This is a genomic window from Nonomuraea fastidiosa (genome assembly GCF_042751225.1).
In the GTDB taxonomy this organism is placed as follows: Bacteria; Actinomycetota; Actinomycetes; order Streptosporangiales; family Streptosporangiaceae; genus Nonomuraea; species Nonomuraea fastidiosa.
The window spans coordinates 8,320,886-8,335,963 of sequence record NZ_CP170570.1; the positions used below are offsets into that span (position 1 = coordinate 8,320,886).

Below are 15,078 nucleotides of genomic sequence, written 5' to 3' on the forward strand. Positions count from 1 at the left end.
TGAGCGGGGCTCAACTGTCGCGGGCGGCGAGCAGCGGCCGCTTGGGGCCGACCGGCACCACCGTGAAGTTCTTGGTGGTGGCGGGCACCCGGCTGAAGAGGGCGTCGGGCCCGGCCACGCAGACCGTGCGCACGCCGTGGGCGCGCAGCGCCTCCACCGTCCCCGGCCAGTGCATCTGCTTGACGAAGCCGTCGAGCAGCAGGTTCCGCACCTGCTCGCCGGTGGTCAGCGGCGACCCGTCGTGGTCGGAGATCACCGGCAGCCGCGGCTCGGCGAAGTCCAGCTCGTCCAGCACCTCCTTCTCCGCGCGTTCGCGCAGCCAGGAGAAGGCCGGTGAGTGCATCGGCGGGCGCATCGTGTAGAGCGACAGGCCGCCGGCGGCGCGGATGCCCTTCTCCAGCCCCGGCAGGTCGTCGGCGGACAGTGTGATCATGAAGAAGTCGCGGTCGACGCGGCAGGCGACGTCGGCGATGCGGCCGCGCGCGGTCAGCTCGCCGAGCATCTCCTCCACCACGTCGGGCTGTACGCGGACGAACGAGTGGGTGACCAGGCCGCTGTGCTCCCTGCTGAAGTAGTCGGCCACGCAGCGGGCCAGCCGGGCGGTCATCCACACCGCGTCGGAGAAGCTCAGCGACCCCGCGTACGCGGCGGCCGACTTGCCGCCGAAGCTCGGCCCCGCGCACACCCCGGGCGGGGCGGGCAGCGCCTCGCGCTCGGCCCACTCGGCCAGGGCCAGGCAGGTGACGAGGAACGCCACCTGGGCGTACTCGGAGTAGTCGCCCTCCGTGTCGCGGAACCGCCCCAGCACCGGGTATCCGAGCGCTTCGTCGGCCTCGGCGAACAACCGCCACGCCGACGGCACCTCGGTGGCGAACCGCTCGATGTCGGCGTACGCGGTCGGCCCCATCCCTGGGAAGACCATCGCGATCTCGTGACTCGATGTGTTGTCCACTCCGGCACGCTAACCGCGGCCGACCTGCCTGCCCCACCCCTAGTACCCCTGCTCGTGATCCCCGCGGCCCCCACATTCTGCGGGCTTCGGCCGTTCATGCGAGGCCGTCGAATCTGCGCTGGACGTAGTGGAGCGCGTGCAGCAGCTCGGCGGAGCCGACCGGGCGCAGGCGGTGGCGTTCGGCCAGGTCGTCCAGCGGCAGCGCGCCGACGTCGGCCCACAGCAGCCGGCCGTCGGCGTCGATGCGGCTGCGCGCGGCACCCCTGTTGTCGGGGTGCAGGCAGTAGGGGATGTCGAGGTAGCCGAGCTTGAACGCGCGCAGCAGCGCGCGGCCCACGTCCTCGTGCAGCTCCAGGGTGGCCTCGATGAGCCGCCGCGCCTCGGCGTACACCTGCGAGTCCGTGCTGGGCGGCGGCGGCGCGGCGGGGCGGGCCGCGCGGGCCGCCCGTCCGGCCAGCTCCAGCGCGGCGACGTTCTCCTCGATCGTGGGGATGCGCTGGGACTCCGCCTCGGTCTTGACGATGAGCCGCTCGGCGCCCGTGCGCACGGCCAGCTCGGCGGCGGAGGTCAGCAGGGCGGCGGCGCCGCGCGGCGTCTCGGGGTAGACGCCCATGTACGCGTAGACGACGACGTGCCAGCGCACGCCGGACAGGAACTCCTCGGCCAGCGCGCGCAGCGCGAGCACCGCCTCGACGTCCTGCTCTGGGCTGGTCTGCTGGGCGTAGCTGAGCGAGATGTCGCGCAGGCCGTGCGCCTGGAAGAACAGGCCCTCCAGGACGCTGAGCGCGACGAGCTGGCCGGGCGGGCAGAGCTGGCCGAGCACGCAGCCGCCGAACGTCTCCAGGTGCGGCTCGCGCCCCTCCTCCTGCCCGCGGGCGACCAGCAGCTCGCAGCCGCGCGCCCAGTGGTCGACCGCCTGGCTGAGCGGGATCCTGCTGTACGGCAGGCAGTAGGAGACCGGGCCGCCTTCGGTGGCGTCCAGTCCGGCGTCCAGCAGCGCCTCGAAGATCCTCACCGGGTTGGCGGAGCCGTGCCGCACCTGCACGGGGAAGCCGTCGTCGCGGACGCCGTGCAGCAGCGCCCTGTTGACGACGACGCCGTGGCTGACCAGGGGGTAGCCGTTGAGCGCGGCGCCCGAGGCCAGCGCGGCGGCGGCCGAGCCCAGGTCGCCGACCCGGGTGTAGCTGTCCACGGTGATCGTGCCGGCGGTGGCCGCGCGGGCGCGTTTCGTGGCGAGCAGCCCGGCGCGCATGGCCGCCACGTCGCCGAATCCCATGCGGGGCTGCACCACCAGCTCGCCGGCCGCGGCCGTGGCGGTCACGTAACCGCCGAATCCAGCGGCCATGCGGGCTCAGCCGGACTGGACCGGCGTGCGCGCGGCGGCGTCGTCCGCCTTCCAGGTGACCGCGGCGGCCAGCGTCCTGAACTCGTCGATGTCCTCGGGGCCGCCGCGGTCGAAGACGCGGTCGCAGCCGGCCGCCTCGAGCTGATCGGCGAGCTCCTTTTCGCGGCGTCCGGTGACGCCGAGGCGGCCGCCCATGACGATGGGGACGCCGGCCAGCTCGGGCCGGGCGCGCAGCTTGGGGACGACCCGCAGGCCCTCGCGGTAGCCGTGGCCGTTGACGGTGCTGAGCACCACAAGGTCGGGGCGCTGGTCCACGCATTCGGCGACGAGCAGCTCGTCGGGAACGCACGGGCCGAGGTTGACCACGTCCAGGCCCTCCTCTTCGCAGACGAGCTGCAGATAGACGAGGTTCCAGGTGTGCGAGTCCGATGCCACGCCGCTCACCAGGGCGCGCGGGCGGCGGCCCTCGATGCGGGCCGGGTTCTGATCGGGGAACATGCGGGTCACGTCAACTCCCTGTCGCGGCGTCGCTTGCGCGGGTCCCCGGTCGGGTCCCGGTGACGGTGGCGAGATAGGCCAGCAGCACTTCCCTGAACCGGTCGGGTTCCTCCAGGTGCGGGAGGTGGCTGGAGTGCTCGAGGATCTCCCAGCGGGAGTCCGGGATGAGCTCGTCGAACGGGCGTACGGTCTCCGGTGTCGCCTCGTCGTGCCGTCCTGAGATGATCAGGGTGGGCACCTCGATGGAGGGCAGCAGCTCTTCGACCGACCAGTCGCGCAGCGTGCCGACGACGTGGAACTCGGTCGGCCCGTTCATCGTGTAGTAGACGGTCGGGTTGTTGTGCATCTCCATGAAGGACGCCTGATACTCGCGCGGCCACGGGTCGACCAGGCAGACGTACCGGGCGAAGAAGACGCGCATGGCGTCGAAGTACTCGCGGGTGGCGGTGGTGCCGGCGGCCTCGTGGCGGGCGAGCGTCTCCTGCACCTCGGGCGGGAGGGTGGCGCGCAGCCGTTCCATCTCGGCCCGCCAGGTGATCATCGAGGCGGGCGAGTTGGCGATGACCAGCCCGCGCAGCCCGCTGGGGCGGGTGGCGGCGTGCGCGGCGCCGAGCATGCCGCCCCAGGAGTGGCCGAAGAGCACGTAGCCGTCGGCCACGCCCAGTTGCTTGAGCAGGTTGTCCAGCTCGTCGAGGAAGAGCCGCACGGTCCAGAAGTCGGCGCCCTCGCCGGGCAGGTGGGTGGAGCCGCCGTTGCCGAGCTGGTCGTAGTGGATGACCGGCTGTCCGGTGTCGCTCAGCTCGGCGAGCGGCAGCAGGTAGTCGTGGGTGCTGCCGGGCCCGCCGTGCAGCACGACCAGGGGCGGGCGGCCGCCCGTCAGGTCGCCGGTCACGCGGTACCAGGTGCGGTACTCGCCGAACGGCACCGTGCCCTTGGCGGTGGGCCGCCGGGTCGTCGCGGCCGTCCTGCTCACCGCAGCGCCCCCTCGGCCAGGGCGGGCTCCTGCGCGGGCGCGCCGGCGCGGTGCTCGGCGACGAGGCGTTCCAGGCGGGGGACGAGCTCGGCGGGGGTGGGCTCGGCGAGCATCTCCTGCCGGAGCCGTTCGGCGGCGGCGCGCGGTCCGGGCTCGTGTACGAGCGCGGCCAGCGTGTCGCGGAAGCCGCGGGGGTCGAGCCGGGGCGGCGGGATGTACGCGCCGGCGCCGATGGCGGCCAGCCGCTTGGCCTTGACCGGAGGGTCCCAGGTGTTGGCGATCATGAGCTGCGGCACGCCGTTGAGCAGCGCGGCGCTGAACGTGCCGGCGCCGCCGTGGTGCACGACCGCCGCGCAGGTCGGCATGAGCAGGTTCATGGGGACGAAGTCGACGATGCGCACGTTGTCCGGCACCTCGCCGAGGCCGGCGCGCTGCTCGGCGTCGAGCGTGGCGACCACCTCGATGTCGAGTTCGGACGCCGCCCGTACCAGCTCGGCCGGGCTGAGCGCCCAGTCGTGCAGGAAGTCCGCGCCGGTGCCGCCGAGCGTGAAGCACACGCGGGGGCGGCTCGGCGGCTCGGCCAGCCAATCGGGCTGCACGGAGCGGCCGTTGTACGGCAGGGTCCGCATGCCGACGATCGGCACCCCGACGGGGAGGCGCAGGCTCGCGGGCATCGTGGTGTCGATGGTGAGCCGCCCGGTGACTGCCTCCTCGGTGAAGGGGCGGCCGTATCGGGCCAGGGTCAGCGTCAGCCACTCCCCCACCGGGTCCTCCCAGTGCGCCTTCGGCTGCTGGGCGCGCAGCTCGAGGAAGGTGCGGCGGGCGCTGCCCAGCACGTCCAGGCCCCACAGGGCCCGTACGTGGACCGCGCCGCACGCCTCGGCCGCGATCGCGCCGGCCAGGGTGAACGGCTCCCAGATCACCAGGTCGGGCCGCCAGCTCCGGGCGAAGCGGACCAGCTCGTCCACCATCTCGGTGTTGTTGGTGGCGGCGAGCAGCAGCGGCGCGATCACCGTGTCGAAGTCGAGCGCCTGCTCCCAGGTGACCGGCTCGTCGCGGTCCTCGTGCACCCGGGGCGGCCCCATGGCCGCGCCCGGCTGCTCGCGCACCTCCTCGAGCTCCGGGTCGGTGCCGACGGGGACCGCGACGAGCCCCGACGCGGTGATCGCGTCGGTCAGCGACGGCTGGCTGGCCACCCGGACCTCGTGTCCGGCGGCGGTCAGCGCCCAGCCGAGCGGCACCAGGCAGTTGTAGTGCGAGGCGAGGGCGAACGAGGTCAGCAGGACACGCATCAGGTCTCTCCAAGCCCGAGCACGGGCAGCTCGACGGGGCCGCGCACCACGGGGGCGCGCCGCCGGTACACCGGCGCGCCGGACGGCCGCACGTCCGGCCGGGTCTCGGCGAGTATCCGCAGCGCCACCTCGGCCTGGGCGCGGGCCAGCGGGGCGACGGGGAGGTGGTGGAGGCCGCCGGCGAAGGCGAGCGGCTCCGGCTCGCCCTGCCGATCGAGGCGGAAGCGGCCGGGCTCCGGGTGCCGGGTCTCGTCCCGGCCCGCGGCGGCGGTGACGAGCACCAGGTGGCTGCCGGGCTCCAGCCGGGTGCCTGCCAGGTCGGCGGGTCCGGCGGCCACCCGTGCCTCCATCTGCACCGGCGGGTCGTGGCGCAGCGTCTCGGCCACGGCGGCGGGCGCGAGCCCGGGGTCGCGGGACAGCGCCTGCCACGCGTCCGGCTCGGCCAGCAGCGCGCGGACCGCGTTGCCGATGAGGTGGGCGGTCGCCGGGACGGCGGCGGTGGACAGCAGCACCCGTACGGCCCTGTCAGGGTCGTGGGTCCCCTCCCCCGGCGTGCCGCCGAACAGCTCATCGAGCCCGGCCACCGCGTCCTCGATCCGGCGGACGAGGGCGAGCGGCTGGGCGGCGAGCAGGGAGTCGGGCAGCGCGGCGGCGTCCTGGCAGAGCTCGGCGTATCGCGGCAGGTCCGCCGCGGGGAGCCCGAGCAGCGCGGCGGTGGCGGCGGTCGCGACGGGCCAGGCGTAGCCGGTCATGAGGTCGCCGCCGGTGACGCGGTCGAGGCGGGCCAGGCACTCCCGCTCGACGGTCTTGCGGTGCGCGGCCAGCGGCTCCGGGTCGAGCAGGGCCTGCCAGTGGGGGCGCAGCCGCTCGTGCTCATCGGCCTCGCCGCCCAGCGTGCCGTGCCCGTAGAAGGGCAGAAGCTGCTCGGCGGCCGGCGAGCCGTCCCGGCCCGACATCCGCCACACCGGGTCCGCCAGGGCCGCGGCCGCCACGTCCGGGTCCGCGGTCACCCAGCTTCCGGTGGTGCTGCGGTGGATCGGGCCGCGCTCGCGGATCGCGGCGTAGAGCGGGTAGGGATCATCGGTGCCGCGCAGCACCAGGGCGAACGGGTCGCCCAGGATGCCCAGCACCCGCTGCGTGGCGCGGGCGTTGAGCAGGCGCAGCCCCAGTTCGTAATCGGCTGCCGGGTTGGCGCCTTCGGGCATGGTGCCTCCACCTAGCCGGCGATCGGATCGACGATGGCCACGGTAGAGGCGGACGTTCCCCCTAGATCAACCCCTAATGGGCCTCGCCCCGGCCCGCCGAACCACGTAGGGGGCCGGGGCGATCTGCGGGGGAACGCACGTCGCCGCAGGTGAGCGGCGGCTCAACGCGCCTCGGACATGCCGGGCTCCTCGGCGGCCTCCGCGGGCTTGATGTCGGCGCGGCGCAGCGCGAACAGCGCGATGGCGCCCAGCGCTAGCATGAGCGCGGCGGTCACGTACAGCGGCACCTGCATGCCGAGGGTGAACGCGGCCCTGGCGGCGTCGGCGAGCTGCGCCCCGATCTCCCCCGGCAGCTCGGCGGCGATGGCGAGCGCCGCCGCGAGGGTCTCGGACGCCGCCGCCGTCTCGGCCTGCGGCACCCCCTGCGGGGTGGTGTCGAGCAGCGTACGGCTGTAGACGACGGTGCTGATGAGGCCCATGAGCGCGATGCCCAGGGCGGTGCCGAGCTCCAGGCTGGTCTCCGACAGCGCGGAGGCCCGCGCGGACCGCTCGGGCGGCACGCTGCCCAAAACGATGTCCACCGCGACGGTGGCCACGATGCCGGTGCCCGCGCCCACCAGGATCATCCCCGGCACCAGCGCCGCCAGCCCGGCGTCCACCTCGACCTGCGACATGATGAGCAGGCCGACCGCCATGATGAGCGGGCCGGCGGCGAAGATGGGGCCGGGCCGCAGGCGCTGGGCGAGGTAGCCGGCGACCACGGCGGCGACGATCACCCCTACGCCGGCGGGCATCTGCCACAGCGCCGCGGGCAGCGGGCTGAAGCCCAGCACCTGCTGCAGGTACGGCGACGCGAGGTAGGTGCCGCCGGTCAGCGCGAACATGACCAGCGCGTAGCCGCCCACGGCCGTCGTGAAGACCGGCCGGCGGAAGAGGTCGACGTCGACCATCGGGTCGGCCTTGCGGCGCTGCTGGTAGACGAAGGCCACGCCGAAGGCGACGCCCGCGACGAGCGCGCCGACCGACCAGATCGACGGCTCCTCCAGCGCGACCTGCTTGAGCCCGTAGATGAGCGGCAGCACGGCGGCCAGCGACAGCAGCACGCCGAGCAGGTCGAAGCCGCCCTTCTTGGGATCTCGCGACTCCGGCAGCAACAGCGGACCCGCGATCAGCAGCAGCGCCATGAACGGCACGTTCAGCAGGAAGACCGACCCCCACCAGAAGTACTCCAGCAGCAGGCCGCCCAGCGGCGGGCCGAGCACCACGCCGCCGGAGGAGCCGGCGGTCCAGATGCCGACCGCCATCTTGCGTTGCCCGGGATCCACGAACAACGTCCTGATGAGCGCAAGCGTGGACGGCATGAGGGTGGCGGCGCCGATGCCGAGCAGCACCCGGGCGGCGATCAGCAGCTCGGGCGAGGTGGCGTACGCCGCGGCGGCGGAGCCCACGCCGAAGACCACCGCACCGCCGAGCAGCACCCGGCGCCGGCCGATGCGATCGCCCAGGGCGCCCATCGGTATCAGCAGCCCGGCCAGCACGAACGTGTAGATGTCCATGATCCACAGCAGCTCGGTGGCGCTGGGCCGGAGCCCCGCGGTGATCCAGGGGACCGCCAGGAACAGGATGGTGATCGAGTTGGACAACAAGATCACAGGGAGCGTCAGTACGGCGAGGCCGAGCCATTCGCGTCGGCCCGCGATGGGGCGAGTTGTCTGCGCCATGCCCCGAATCATACAAGCGTCTTGGACGGACGTATGAATGAATTCGTGGTAAGGTTGCCGGCATGGGACAACGAGAGCAGCTCCTTGAGGGGGCGAAGCGGTGCATCGTGGAGCGCGGTTACGCCCACACCACCGCCCGGCACATCACCGCCGCGTCGGGAGCCAACCTCGCCTCCATCGGCTACCACTTCGGCTCGAAAGAGGCGCTGCTCCGCGAGGCCCTCATCGACATGGTTCAGGACTGGACCGACCTGTGGCAGGTCATGGTGCCCACCGACGCGACGGACCCGCTGGTGGGCTTCGAGGAGACCTGGCAGCAGATCGTCGACAGCTTCAAGGACAACCGCCCGCTGCTGGCCGCCAACTTCGAGGCGCTCACCGCCGCCGAGCACGCGCCCGATCTGCGCGAGCGGCTCGGCGAGGCGCTCGCTTCCGCCGCCGCGCCCGAAGGGCTTCCCAAGCTGCTCGGCGCGGACGAATCGCTGGACGAGAAGTCCACGCGCGCGGTCGGCCGGCTCTATCTCACCCTGCTCCAGGGACTGATGGCCCAGTGGCTGATCAACCCCGAGCTGGTGTCCGTGAGCGACCTGACCGAGGGCCTGCGCGTGCTCCTCGGCCGCCCCTCGGCCGACCGGCGCGAGGACGACCAGGGGGAGGAGGATTCGCGCCCAGCACGTGAGGCACTCGGCACCGCATCTTCGGCGAACAACAGTTGAGTTGATTCTTGGGGGACTCCTGTGTTCCAAATGCTCCTTTCGTCGGTCACTGCCCCACCCGCATTCGTTGACTACTCGGACGTTCCGGAGCACTGGACCGGACGTGACCTGCTGACCTCGGTCATCTCCTGGTACGGGCTCGACCCCGTGCTGGCGGCGCAGCGCGCGGAAGAGCTGCTCGGCCCGTGGGATCTGGCCGAGGCGGAGATCACCCCGGTGCGCGAGTACTCCCCTGCGATGATGAAGAAGGTCAGCCTGCTGATCACGCTTCTGCCGGAGCCGCAGCCCCTGGCGGTCGACGCCCTGCTGAGCGACGCGGGGTCGCCGCCGACATCCTGGATGAGCGCGTGATCAGCGTGCCGTTCTCCCCGCCGTACGCCGCATGTGGCCCGCGCCGCGCCGGGTCATGCGGGAGACGTCCGTTTCGGCGAACCCCGTGCCCAGCGACAGCTCGGTCGGCAGGTCGGCGCGGCGCTTCACGTTCAGCTTGCGATAGACGCGGGTGAGGTGCTGCTCGACCGTGCTGACCGTGATGAACAGGCGCTCGCTGATCTCCCTGTTGGTGTAGCCGAAGGCCGCGAGCGCGGCGACGCGCCGCTCGGCGTCGCTGAGCGCGGCCGCCTCGCCGAGGCCCTCGACGCCGTCCTCCTCGCGTGGCTGCAGCCGCGCGAGGAGCGGCCCGGCCTCGCACGCCTTGGCGATCTGCTTGGCCCGCCTGACCATCAGCCGCGCCCGGGTGATGTCGCCGAGCTCCTGGTAGGCGTCGCTGAGGTCCGCGTACGCCCAGCCGAGCTCGAGCAGGTCGCCCGAGCGCTGCAGCAGGGTCATCGCCTCCTGCAGCCGCGCCGGCCGCTGCCGCAGCTCGGTGACCGACGCGAGCAGCCGCAGCGCCCTGCCGTGCACCCGCGGATGCGTGCCGCCGGCGATGGACAGCTGCTCGGTGATCTTCTGCCGGGCCTCCTCGACCGCGCCGATGTGCAGGTACGTCTTGGCGATGGCGTAGCGCCAGTCCACGAGCGCCGGGATGTCGAGGTCCCAGCCGCGCAGCAGCGCGCCGCACTCGTGGAAGTCGCTGAGCGCCGCCCTGGTGCGGTTGGTGGCGAGGTAGTAGTCGCCCCTGGCCTGCAGGAAGAGCGGCCACAGCGTGGTCTGCGGCAGGTCGCCGGGCACGCCCCGCTTGATGATCTCGGCCGCCTCGTCCAGATCGCCCATGGCGACGGTGGCCCGCAGCAGCACCGTCAGCGGCAGGCCGAGGAGCACGCCCCAGCCCGTACGCGACATGCCGCTCAGCGCCTGCTGGGCGTAGCGCCGGGCCTCGCCCAGCTCGCCGTGCTGCACGGCCAGCCACGACCGCATGCCGGCCAGCGCCGCCGTCCACCTGGTGAACCCGCGCGCCGCCCCCTCGGTGCCGAGCATCTCGCACCAGCGCACCGCCTCCTGGTAGCGGCCGGTCTGGCCCAGCGTGAGCAGCGCGCCGAAGACCGCCTCCAGCTCCGCCTCGGCGAGGTTGCAGCTTTCCAGCAGCTCCTGGGCGGCGCCGACGATGTCCTCCTCCGACTTGCCCAGCAGCAGGTTGCTCAGCGAGAACTCCCGGGTGTCCGCCGTCTTCGGCCCGTCGGCCTCCCGCTCCACGAACATCGTGGGGAAGAGCAGCCGGATCCACTCCCTGGTGAAGCAGAGCCTGGCCTGCTCCCGTGGCTGGACGCCGCAGGCCCGCGCCGCCGTCCAGTCGTAGACGACGGCCGCGCGGCGGGTCCAGCCGTGCCACAGCAGATAGCGGCTGAGCGCGCGGGCGTCGGTGGGGGCGAGCTGGCCGCGCGCGAACGCGTCCTCGAGCGGCGCGAGGAAGCGCAGCGCGGCGGCGGGGCGGTGGCACCAGTTCGCCCGGGCCAGCTCGGTCAGCATCGCCGCCCGCGTCGCCTCGTCGTCGCAGATGAGCCGGCCGAGCTCCAGGCAACTGATCGCCCGGCCCTGGTCGTCGTGCACGAGCGCCGCCTCGGCGGCCTCGCGCAGCACCGACACCATCCACGGGTCGGCCTCCGCCGGTGTGGCCGGGCTGGCCGCCAGCAGGTGGTCGGCGATGTCGCCGGGCTCGGCCCCGAGCTGGTACATGATCCGTGCCGCCCGCATGTACATGACGGACTGCCGGTCCGGGCTGAGGTCTCTGAGCACGGCCTTGCGCATCGTCGGATAGCGGAACTGGCAGCCCTTGAGCAGGCCCGCCGCCTCCAGCGCCTCCAGCGCGGGCAGCACGTACGCGGGCTTCACGCCGAGCAGCTGCGCCACCGAACCGGTGCTGGCCGAGCGCCCGAGCAGTGCGACGCCGCGGGCCGCGTCGAGTATTCGCGGATCCCACCGGTGCAGGCAGGACAGGACCGCCTGATGCAGATGCCGGCCGACGCCCACCTGCGGGCCCTCGGGCGTCCAGCCGCCGTGCGCCACGTCCCAGTAGTCCTGCACCATGGCGTGCAGCAGCAGCGGGTTGCCGCCGCTCAGCCGGTGGTACTCGGGGGCCAGCCGGGCGGCGGGCTCACTGCCCACCTTGTCCCGCAGCAGCTCCTCCACGCCCTCGGGCGACAGGCGGGTGACCCGGACCTGGACGCAGTTGGGGCGGCCCGTCAGCTCGGCGTTGAACAGCGAGTTCACCGGGCGGCGCTGCGCCAGCGCGGTCACGGCCAGCAGCAGCGGGGCGTTGGCCATCCGCCGCTGGATGTAGAGCAGAGCCTGCAGGCTGGGGCCGTCGACGTTGTGCACGTCGTCGACGGACAGCAGGATCGGCTGCCGCTTGGCCAGCTCCACGAGGACCCCGCACAGCCGTGCCGCGACGTTCGTGAGGTTATGCCCCAGCGCCACCGGGTCGGGCACTCCGGAGATGCCGTTGACCGGTTCCGGCGCGAGGGTCTGCTCCACCTCGTCGGCCAGCTCCTGAGGTAACTCGACGGAACGAAACAACTGTCCGAGCGTTCCCAGGGGAAACATTCGCTCCGCACGCGACCCGGCGGCTTTCATCACAAGGAACCCGGCCGCACCGGCCTCACCGGCGCACGCCTGCAGTAATGCACTCTTACCGGTGGCGCCGGGCCCGGTCATCACGATGATTCCACCGGTCCCGGCCAACGCCTTGTCCATCAGGTTTCGGAAGTTCGCCAGTGCCTCTGCACGTTCGATGAGCTGCATGGCCCATGCCTCCAGCCGGCCACCCTAGTCGTCGTACTCGACCTGTTTACTTTCCTTTTCAACTGAATTTCTGCGATCGCCTCGGCGCCCTTCGTCCGAGAGAAGGGGTTGCGGGGCAGGGTGACACGCAGGGGAAACGTCATTATTCGACCGTCCGGATCGTGATTTCGGGACGGTGGTACGCCGTATGGCCCTCGCAGACGATGCAGGGCAGGACGGGGTGCCCGCCGTTCCGGCGGTGACTCCTGCCCTGGCCGCCGCGTGCTCGATCTCGGCTACGAGGCCTGCCGCGGTCGCCGCGGCCCCCTTGACGGCGCGCCGGTCTTCGTGCCGCACGCGCACGCCCCCGCAAGCCTCGCCCTTCAGCATGTCATGCTGAAGGGCGAGCATAAAGTGCAATAATCGCCGGAGCATCTGATCCTCCGGCATTCGACGATGTCACCGTACGTATAGCCACACGTCCCCCGTCGGCGTCGCGGATCATCCTCCCCTTCAGACACCACCCCTGACAGCCTGTCGGCATTTCCTGACAGACTGCCCGAAGAGGGATCTGTCGGACAACATGACGGCAGTATATGTGGATAGATCACTTTTCGACCCCTAACGGCCCCCCTATATCCCCTCGAATCATGGAGCCATGTGGGACAACCGGTGGTTAAGGTGTGCAGGATAGGGAAGTGTTCGCGTTCAGCGATCTGTACGCATCGTTCACACATCCGCACCCTTGAGTGTGCGCTTTCCACCGGCTTCACCGCGCCTGCGCGCCCCATTAACCCGCCCGCCATCTTGGCGGGGTGGAGGTCGCAGCGATCACGGGCGCGACCGGTCGGGGCCGGTCAGCCACCTCCGGAGTTCGCCGTACCGGAACTGGTACGTGGCCCCGGCGACGCGCAGCAGCCCGGCGTCACACGCCCATCGGCAGAACGCCGCCGGCCGCCACGGCAGCCGCCCGCGCACCGCCGCGCAGATGACGCCGAACACGTACCGCAGCCCGGCTTTGTACGCGATGAGCGCGACCACGAGCCCGAATACGAGCCCGAGCGCGAGACCGAGCCCGAGCCCGGACACGAGCGAGGTCAGCGCCCAGACCGGATCTCCAGTGAGGACAGCGTGTACAGGATGCCCACCGCCATCAGCACCACGCCGATGATCTGCCCCTGGTTCGCGGCGGTCTCCAGGTCCCCGCTCATGCCCTGGGCCGCCCATGCGAGCGACGTCACCAGGATCCCGACCGCGACCAGCCACAGCCCGCGGTTCCACCACCGTGACGACGGCGCGCGTCCCCACCGAGTCCCCACCAACGTATGATGTGCCGCCCTGCGCCGCTGAGCATCGCCCCGATGGCTGATTGTTCTGAATCGGTGATCGGGGTGGCCGTCCTCGCCGTTCCCGCGCCACCGAACAGGTCGAGATCGTGTTCGGCTCACGCGATGGCGACGCGCAGAAGGCCCCCACTCGCCGCAGCGGGTGGGGGCCTTCTCAGTCTGGTCGGCCGCAGTTTATGGCAACCGGTCCAAAACGACCACCCGTCCGGCCTGCCCCGCCTCGCCGGCGCGTGCACGAGTCGTCGGACGCCGGCCGTGCCGGCGGTGCGGAGGCGAAGCAGGCGCTGGGCAAGCGCAGGCGGCCGCACTCTCGGCTGTCAGAGGCCGGGGGTGCTACGTGAGCCGGCGCGGCGATCAGCGCAAGCGGCCATGCGCTGTGGATCATCGCTCCTGACCACTGTCGCGATCCTCATCGGTGGGCGTACGCGTGCCTGGCGTGCGGAAGAGCGGGCGACGGACCTCGTGAGGGCCCCTCCTACCGCGGTCGGCTTCTACGCAGGTGCACTGGGGTCCAACGGTGCAGCGGTGGAAGACGCCTCACTTCGGGCCGCAGATGCCCATGGCCTTGCCGATCAGGTCGGGGTCCTCGGCCGCGTCGAGGAGCGCCATCGCGTAGTCGGCGCGGGACAGCTGCATGGCGCCGCCCGTCGCGTTGTCTTCGAAGTCGATGTGCACTCTGCCGGCGGGCGGCTTGTCGTTCAGCATGGTCGCTCGGGCGATGGTCCAGTCGAGGTCGCTGACCTGCAGCATGCCCTCGGCCCTGGCCAGGTCCACGTAGGCCTGGCGGAAGAACAGCCAGGCCAGCGTGACCGGGAGCCGGGGGCGGGTGGCGGGGATCGAGCGGCTGCTCGTCATCACCACCCGCCGTACGCCTGCCTCCCGCATGGCGGTGATGAGCGTACGTGCGATGCCGCTGCCGCCGACCGCTGAGATGACGGCGTCCTGTCCCTGGACCGCCGCCCGTACGGCGTCCAGGTCGTGCGCGTCGCCCTGGTGCACCCCCGCGAGGGCGCTGCGGTCGGTGAGCAGTTCGGGGCGGCGGGCGAACGCGGTGATCTCGTGCCCGCGCTCGGCGCCTTGGGTCAGGACGTGCTTGCCGGTACGGCCGGTCGAGCCGATGACGAGGATCTTCATGACGATGCACCTTTCCATATGGCTGTTTGCACTATAACTATGGAAGCAGGCTATAGTGCAAATTGCATTAGTGAAGTCGATCCACCAAGGCGCCTGTCCCGCCTGGAGGCGCATACCTCAAGGGCGGGCGCCAACGGCAATCCCTCAGGAGTCACACGATGTCTGACAAGATCCGGACAGAGAACGCCGCGTCCGACCACTCCGCGTCCGACCACTCCGCGTCCGACCACTCCGCGTCCGGCCAGGCCCTCTCCCCCGGCCAGGGCGCGTCCCCGGGCACCGCATCCGCGAACGGCGAGTACGCCGAGATCGCCACCCTGCTCACCCGCCTGGCCGAGGCGTGGAACGCGGGCGACGCGACCGCGTACGCCGCCCTCTTCACCGAGGACGCCGACTACATCACCTTCGACGGCAGGCTCACGCAGGGCCGCGACGCCATCGAGTCCTCGCACCGGTGGCTGTTCGACGGGCCGCTCAAGGGCTCCACCATGGCCGCCCCCGCCGACACCCGGTTCAAGAGGCTGGCCGACGGCGCCGTACTGGTGATCTCCACGGGCGGCACCACCCTCAACGGGCAGCTGCGCACCTCGACGGTCTCCTTCACCGCCGTCCGCACCCCGCAGGGGTGGCGTTTCGCGTCGTTCCAGAACACCAGGGTGTCGCACTGACCTGGAGCGCGCTCCAGGTCCTGGGTCAGGATGTCGCCTTGACCTGGAGCGCGCTCCAGCTCCTAGCGTCGA

Annotated in this window: 14 protein-coding genes; 3 read left to right on the forward strand and 11 right to left on the reverse strand. The window is 72.0% G+C overall.

Features of this window, described 5'->3' with window-relative positions; translation table 11 throughout:
• Positions 1 to 10 precede the first annotated feature (10 nt).
• The 7 genes from ACFMQL_RS38370 to ACFMQL_RS38400 all read right to left on the reverse strand — a co-directional run bounded on the left by ACFMQL_RS38370 (position 11) and on the right by ACFMQL_RS38400 (position 7,986).
• Complete coding sequence (locus tag ACFMQL_RS38370; RefSeq protein WP_378789693.1) at positions 11 to 952, reverse strand: ACP S-malonyltransferase; 942 nt, start codon at positions 950 to 952, stop codon at positions 11 to 13.
• Positions 953 to 1,046: 94 nt separating this feature from the next.
• On the reverse strand, positions 1,047 to 2,297 hold the full coding sequence (locus ACFMQL_RS38375) for a methylaspartate mutase (protein WP_378789695.1): 1,251 nt from the start codon (positions 2,295 to 2,297) through the stop codon (positions 1,047 to 1,049).
• Positions 2,298 to 2,303: 6 nt separating this feature from the next.
• Positions 2,304 to 2,795 carry a cobalamin B12-binding domain-containing protein gene (locus tag ACFMQL_RS38380; RefSeq protein WP_378790259.1) on the reverse strand — a complete coding sequence of 164 codons (492 nt, stop codon included), beginning with the start codon at positions 2,793 to 2,795 and terminating at the stop codon, positions 2,304 to 2,306.
• A 10-nt stretch (positions 2,796 to 2,805) separates the two neighbouring features.
• A complete protein-coding gene (locus tag ACFMQL_RS38385; protein ID WP_364067729.1) occupies positions 2,806 to 3,768 on the reverse strand; it encodes a proline iminopeptidase-family hydrolase in 963 nt (320 codons plus the stop codon).
• The gene (locus ACFMQL_RS38390; RefSeq protein ID WP_364067731.1) at positions 3,765 to 5,060 is read right to left on the reverse strand and encodes an activator-dependent family glycosyltransferase; all 1,296 of its coding nucleotides are present in this window, start codon (positions 5,058 to 5,060) and stop codon (positions 3,765 to 3,767) included. The genes ACFMQL_RS38385 and ACFMQL_RS38390 overlap by 4 nt, the downstream gene beginning before the upstream one ends.
• The gene (locus ACFMQL_RS38395) at positions 5,060 to 6,265 is read right to left on the reverse strand and encodes a P450-derived glycosyltransferase activator (RefSeq protein WP_364067733.1); all 1,206 of its coding nucleotides are present in this window, start codon (positions 6,263 to 6,265) and stop codon (positions 5,060 to 5,062) included. The genes ACFMQL_RS38390 and ACFMQL_RS38395 overlap by 1 nt, the downstream gene beginning before the upstream one ends.
• 161 nt (positions 6,266 to 6,426) lie before the next feature.
• Positions 6,427 to 7,986 (reverse strand): MFS transporter, encoded by a 1,560-nt coding sequence (locus ACFMQL_RS38400; protein ID WP_378789697.1) that lies wholly within the window; start codon positions 7,984 to 7,986, stop codon positions 6,427 to 6,429.
• A 62-nt stretch (positions 7,987 to 8,048) separates the two neighbouring features.
• On the opposite strand from ACFMQL_RS38400, the gene ACFMQL_RS38405 reads away from it, so the two are divergent.
• A complete protein-coding gene (locus ACFMQL_RS38405; protein ID WP_364067737.1) occupies positions 8,049 to 8,702 on the forward strand; it encodes a TetR/AcrR family transcriptional regulator in 654 nt (217 codons plus the stop codon).
• 30 nt (positions 8,703 to 8,732) lie between these two features.
• Positions 8,733 to 9,053, forward strand: coding sequence for a hypothetical protein (locus ACFMQL_RS38410; protein WP_364067739.1), 321 nt, complete (start codon positions 8,733 to 8,735; stop codon positions 9,051 to 9,053).
• Here ACFMQL_RS38410 and ACFMQL_RS38415 read toward each other — a convergent pair whose 3' ends face one another.
• From ACFMQL_RS38415 to ACFMQL_RS38430, 4 genes are all read right to left on the reverse strand, one after another.
• Entirely contained in the window at positions 9,054 to 11,879 is a 2,826-nt protein-coding gene (locus ACFMQL_RS38415) for an AAA family ATPase (protein ID WP_364067741.1), read from the reverse strand. It abuts the gene before it with no gap.
• Between the two features lie 810 nt (positions 11,880 to 12,689).
• Positions 12,690 to 12,947, reverse strand: coding sequence for a hypothetical protein (locus ACFMQL_RS38420; protein WP_378789699.1), 258 nt, complete (start codon positions 12,945 to 12,947; stop codon positions 12,690 to 12,692).
• 8 nt (positions 12,948 to 12,955) lie between these two features.
• Entirely contained in the window at positions 12,956 to 13,177 is a 222-nt protein-coding gene (locus tag ACFMQL_RS38425; RefSeq protein WP_364067745.1) for a hypothetical protein, read from the reverse strand.
• Positions 13,178 to 13,741: 564 nt separating this feature from the next.
• On the reverse strand, positions 13,742 to 14,338 hold the full coding sequence (locus tag ACFMQL_RS38430) for an NAD(P)H-binding protein (protein WP_364067747.1): 597 nt from the start codon (positions 14,336 to 14,338) through the stop codon (positions 13,742 to 13,744).
• A gap of 158 nt (positions 14,339 to 14,496) precedes the next feature.
• On the opposite strand from ACFMQL_RS38430, the gene ACFMQL_RS38435 reads away from it, so the two are divergent.
• The gene (locus ACFMQL_RS38435; protein WP_378789702.1) at positions 14,497 to 15,006 is read left to right on the forward strand and encodes an SgcJ/EcaC family oxidoreductase; all 510 of its coding nucleotides are present in this window, start codon (positions 14,497 to 14,499) and stop codon (positions 15,004 to 15,006) included.
• Positions 15,007 to 15,078 lie beyond the last annotated feature (72 nt).

Bases quoted from the DNA above. Each gene is read 5' to 3' on its own strand.
- ACFMQL_RS38375 (WP_378789695.1), bottom strand. From the start codon at position 2,297: ATGGCCGCTGGATTCGGCGGTTACGTGACCGCCACGGCCGCGGCCGGC.
- ACFMQL_RS38380 (WP_378790259.1), bottom strand. From the start codon at position 2,795: ATGTTCCCCGATCAGAACCCGGCCCGCATCGAGGGCCGCCGCCCGCGC.
- ACFMQL_RS38390 (WP_364067731.1), bottom strand. From the start codon at position 5,060: ATGCGTGTCCTGCTGACCTCGTTCGCCCTCGCCTCGCACTACAACTGC.
- ACFMQL_RS38395 (WP_364067733.1), bottom strand. From the start codon at position 6,265: ATGCCCGAAGGCGCCAACCCGGCAGCCGATTACGAACTGGGGCTGCGC.
- ACFMQL_RS38400 (WP_378789697.1), bottom strand. From the start codon at position 7,986: ATGGCGCAGACAACTCGCCCCATCGCGGGCCGACGCGAATGGCTCGGC.
- ACFMQL_RS38405 (WP_364067737.1), top strand. From the start codon at position 8,049: ATGGGACAACGAGAGCAGCTCCTTGAGGGGGCGAAGCGGTGCATCGTG.
- ACFMQL_RS38410 (WP_364067739.1), top strand. From the start codon at position 8,733: ATGCTCCTTTCGTCGGTCACTGCCCCACCCGCATTCGTTGACTACTCG.
- ACFMQL_RS38415 (WP_364067741.1), bottom strand. From the start codon at position 11,879: ATGCAGCTCATCGAACGTGCAGAGGCACTGGCGAACTTCCGAAACCTG.
- ACFMQL_RS38430 (WP_364067747.1), bottom strand. From the start codon at position 14,338: ATGAAGATCCTCGTCATCGGCTCGACCGGCCGTACCGGCAAGCACGTC.
- ACFMQL_RS38435 (WP_378789702.1), top strand. From the start codon at position 14,497: ATGTCTGACAAGATCCGGACAGAGAACGCCGCGTCCGACCACTCCGCG.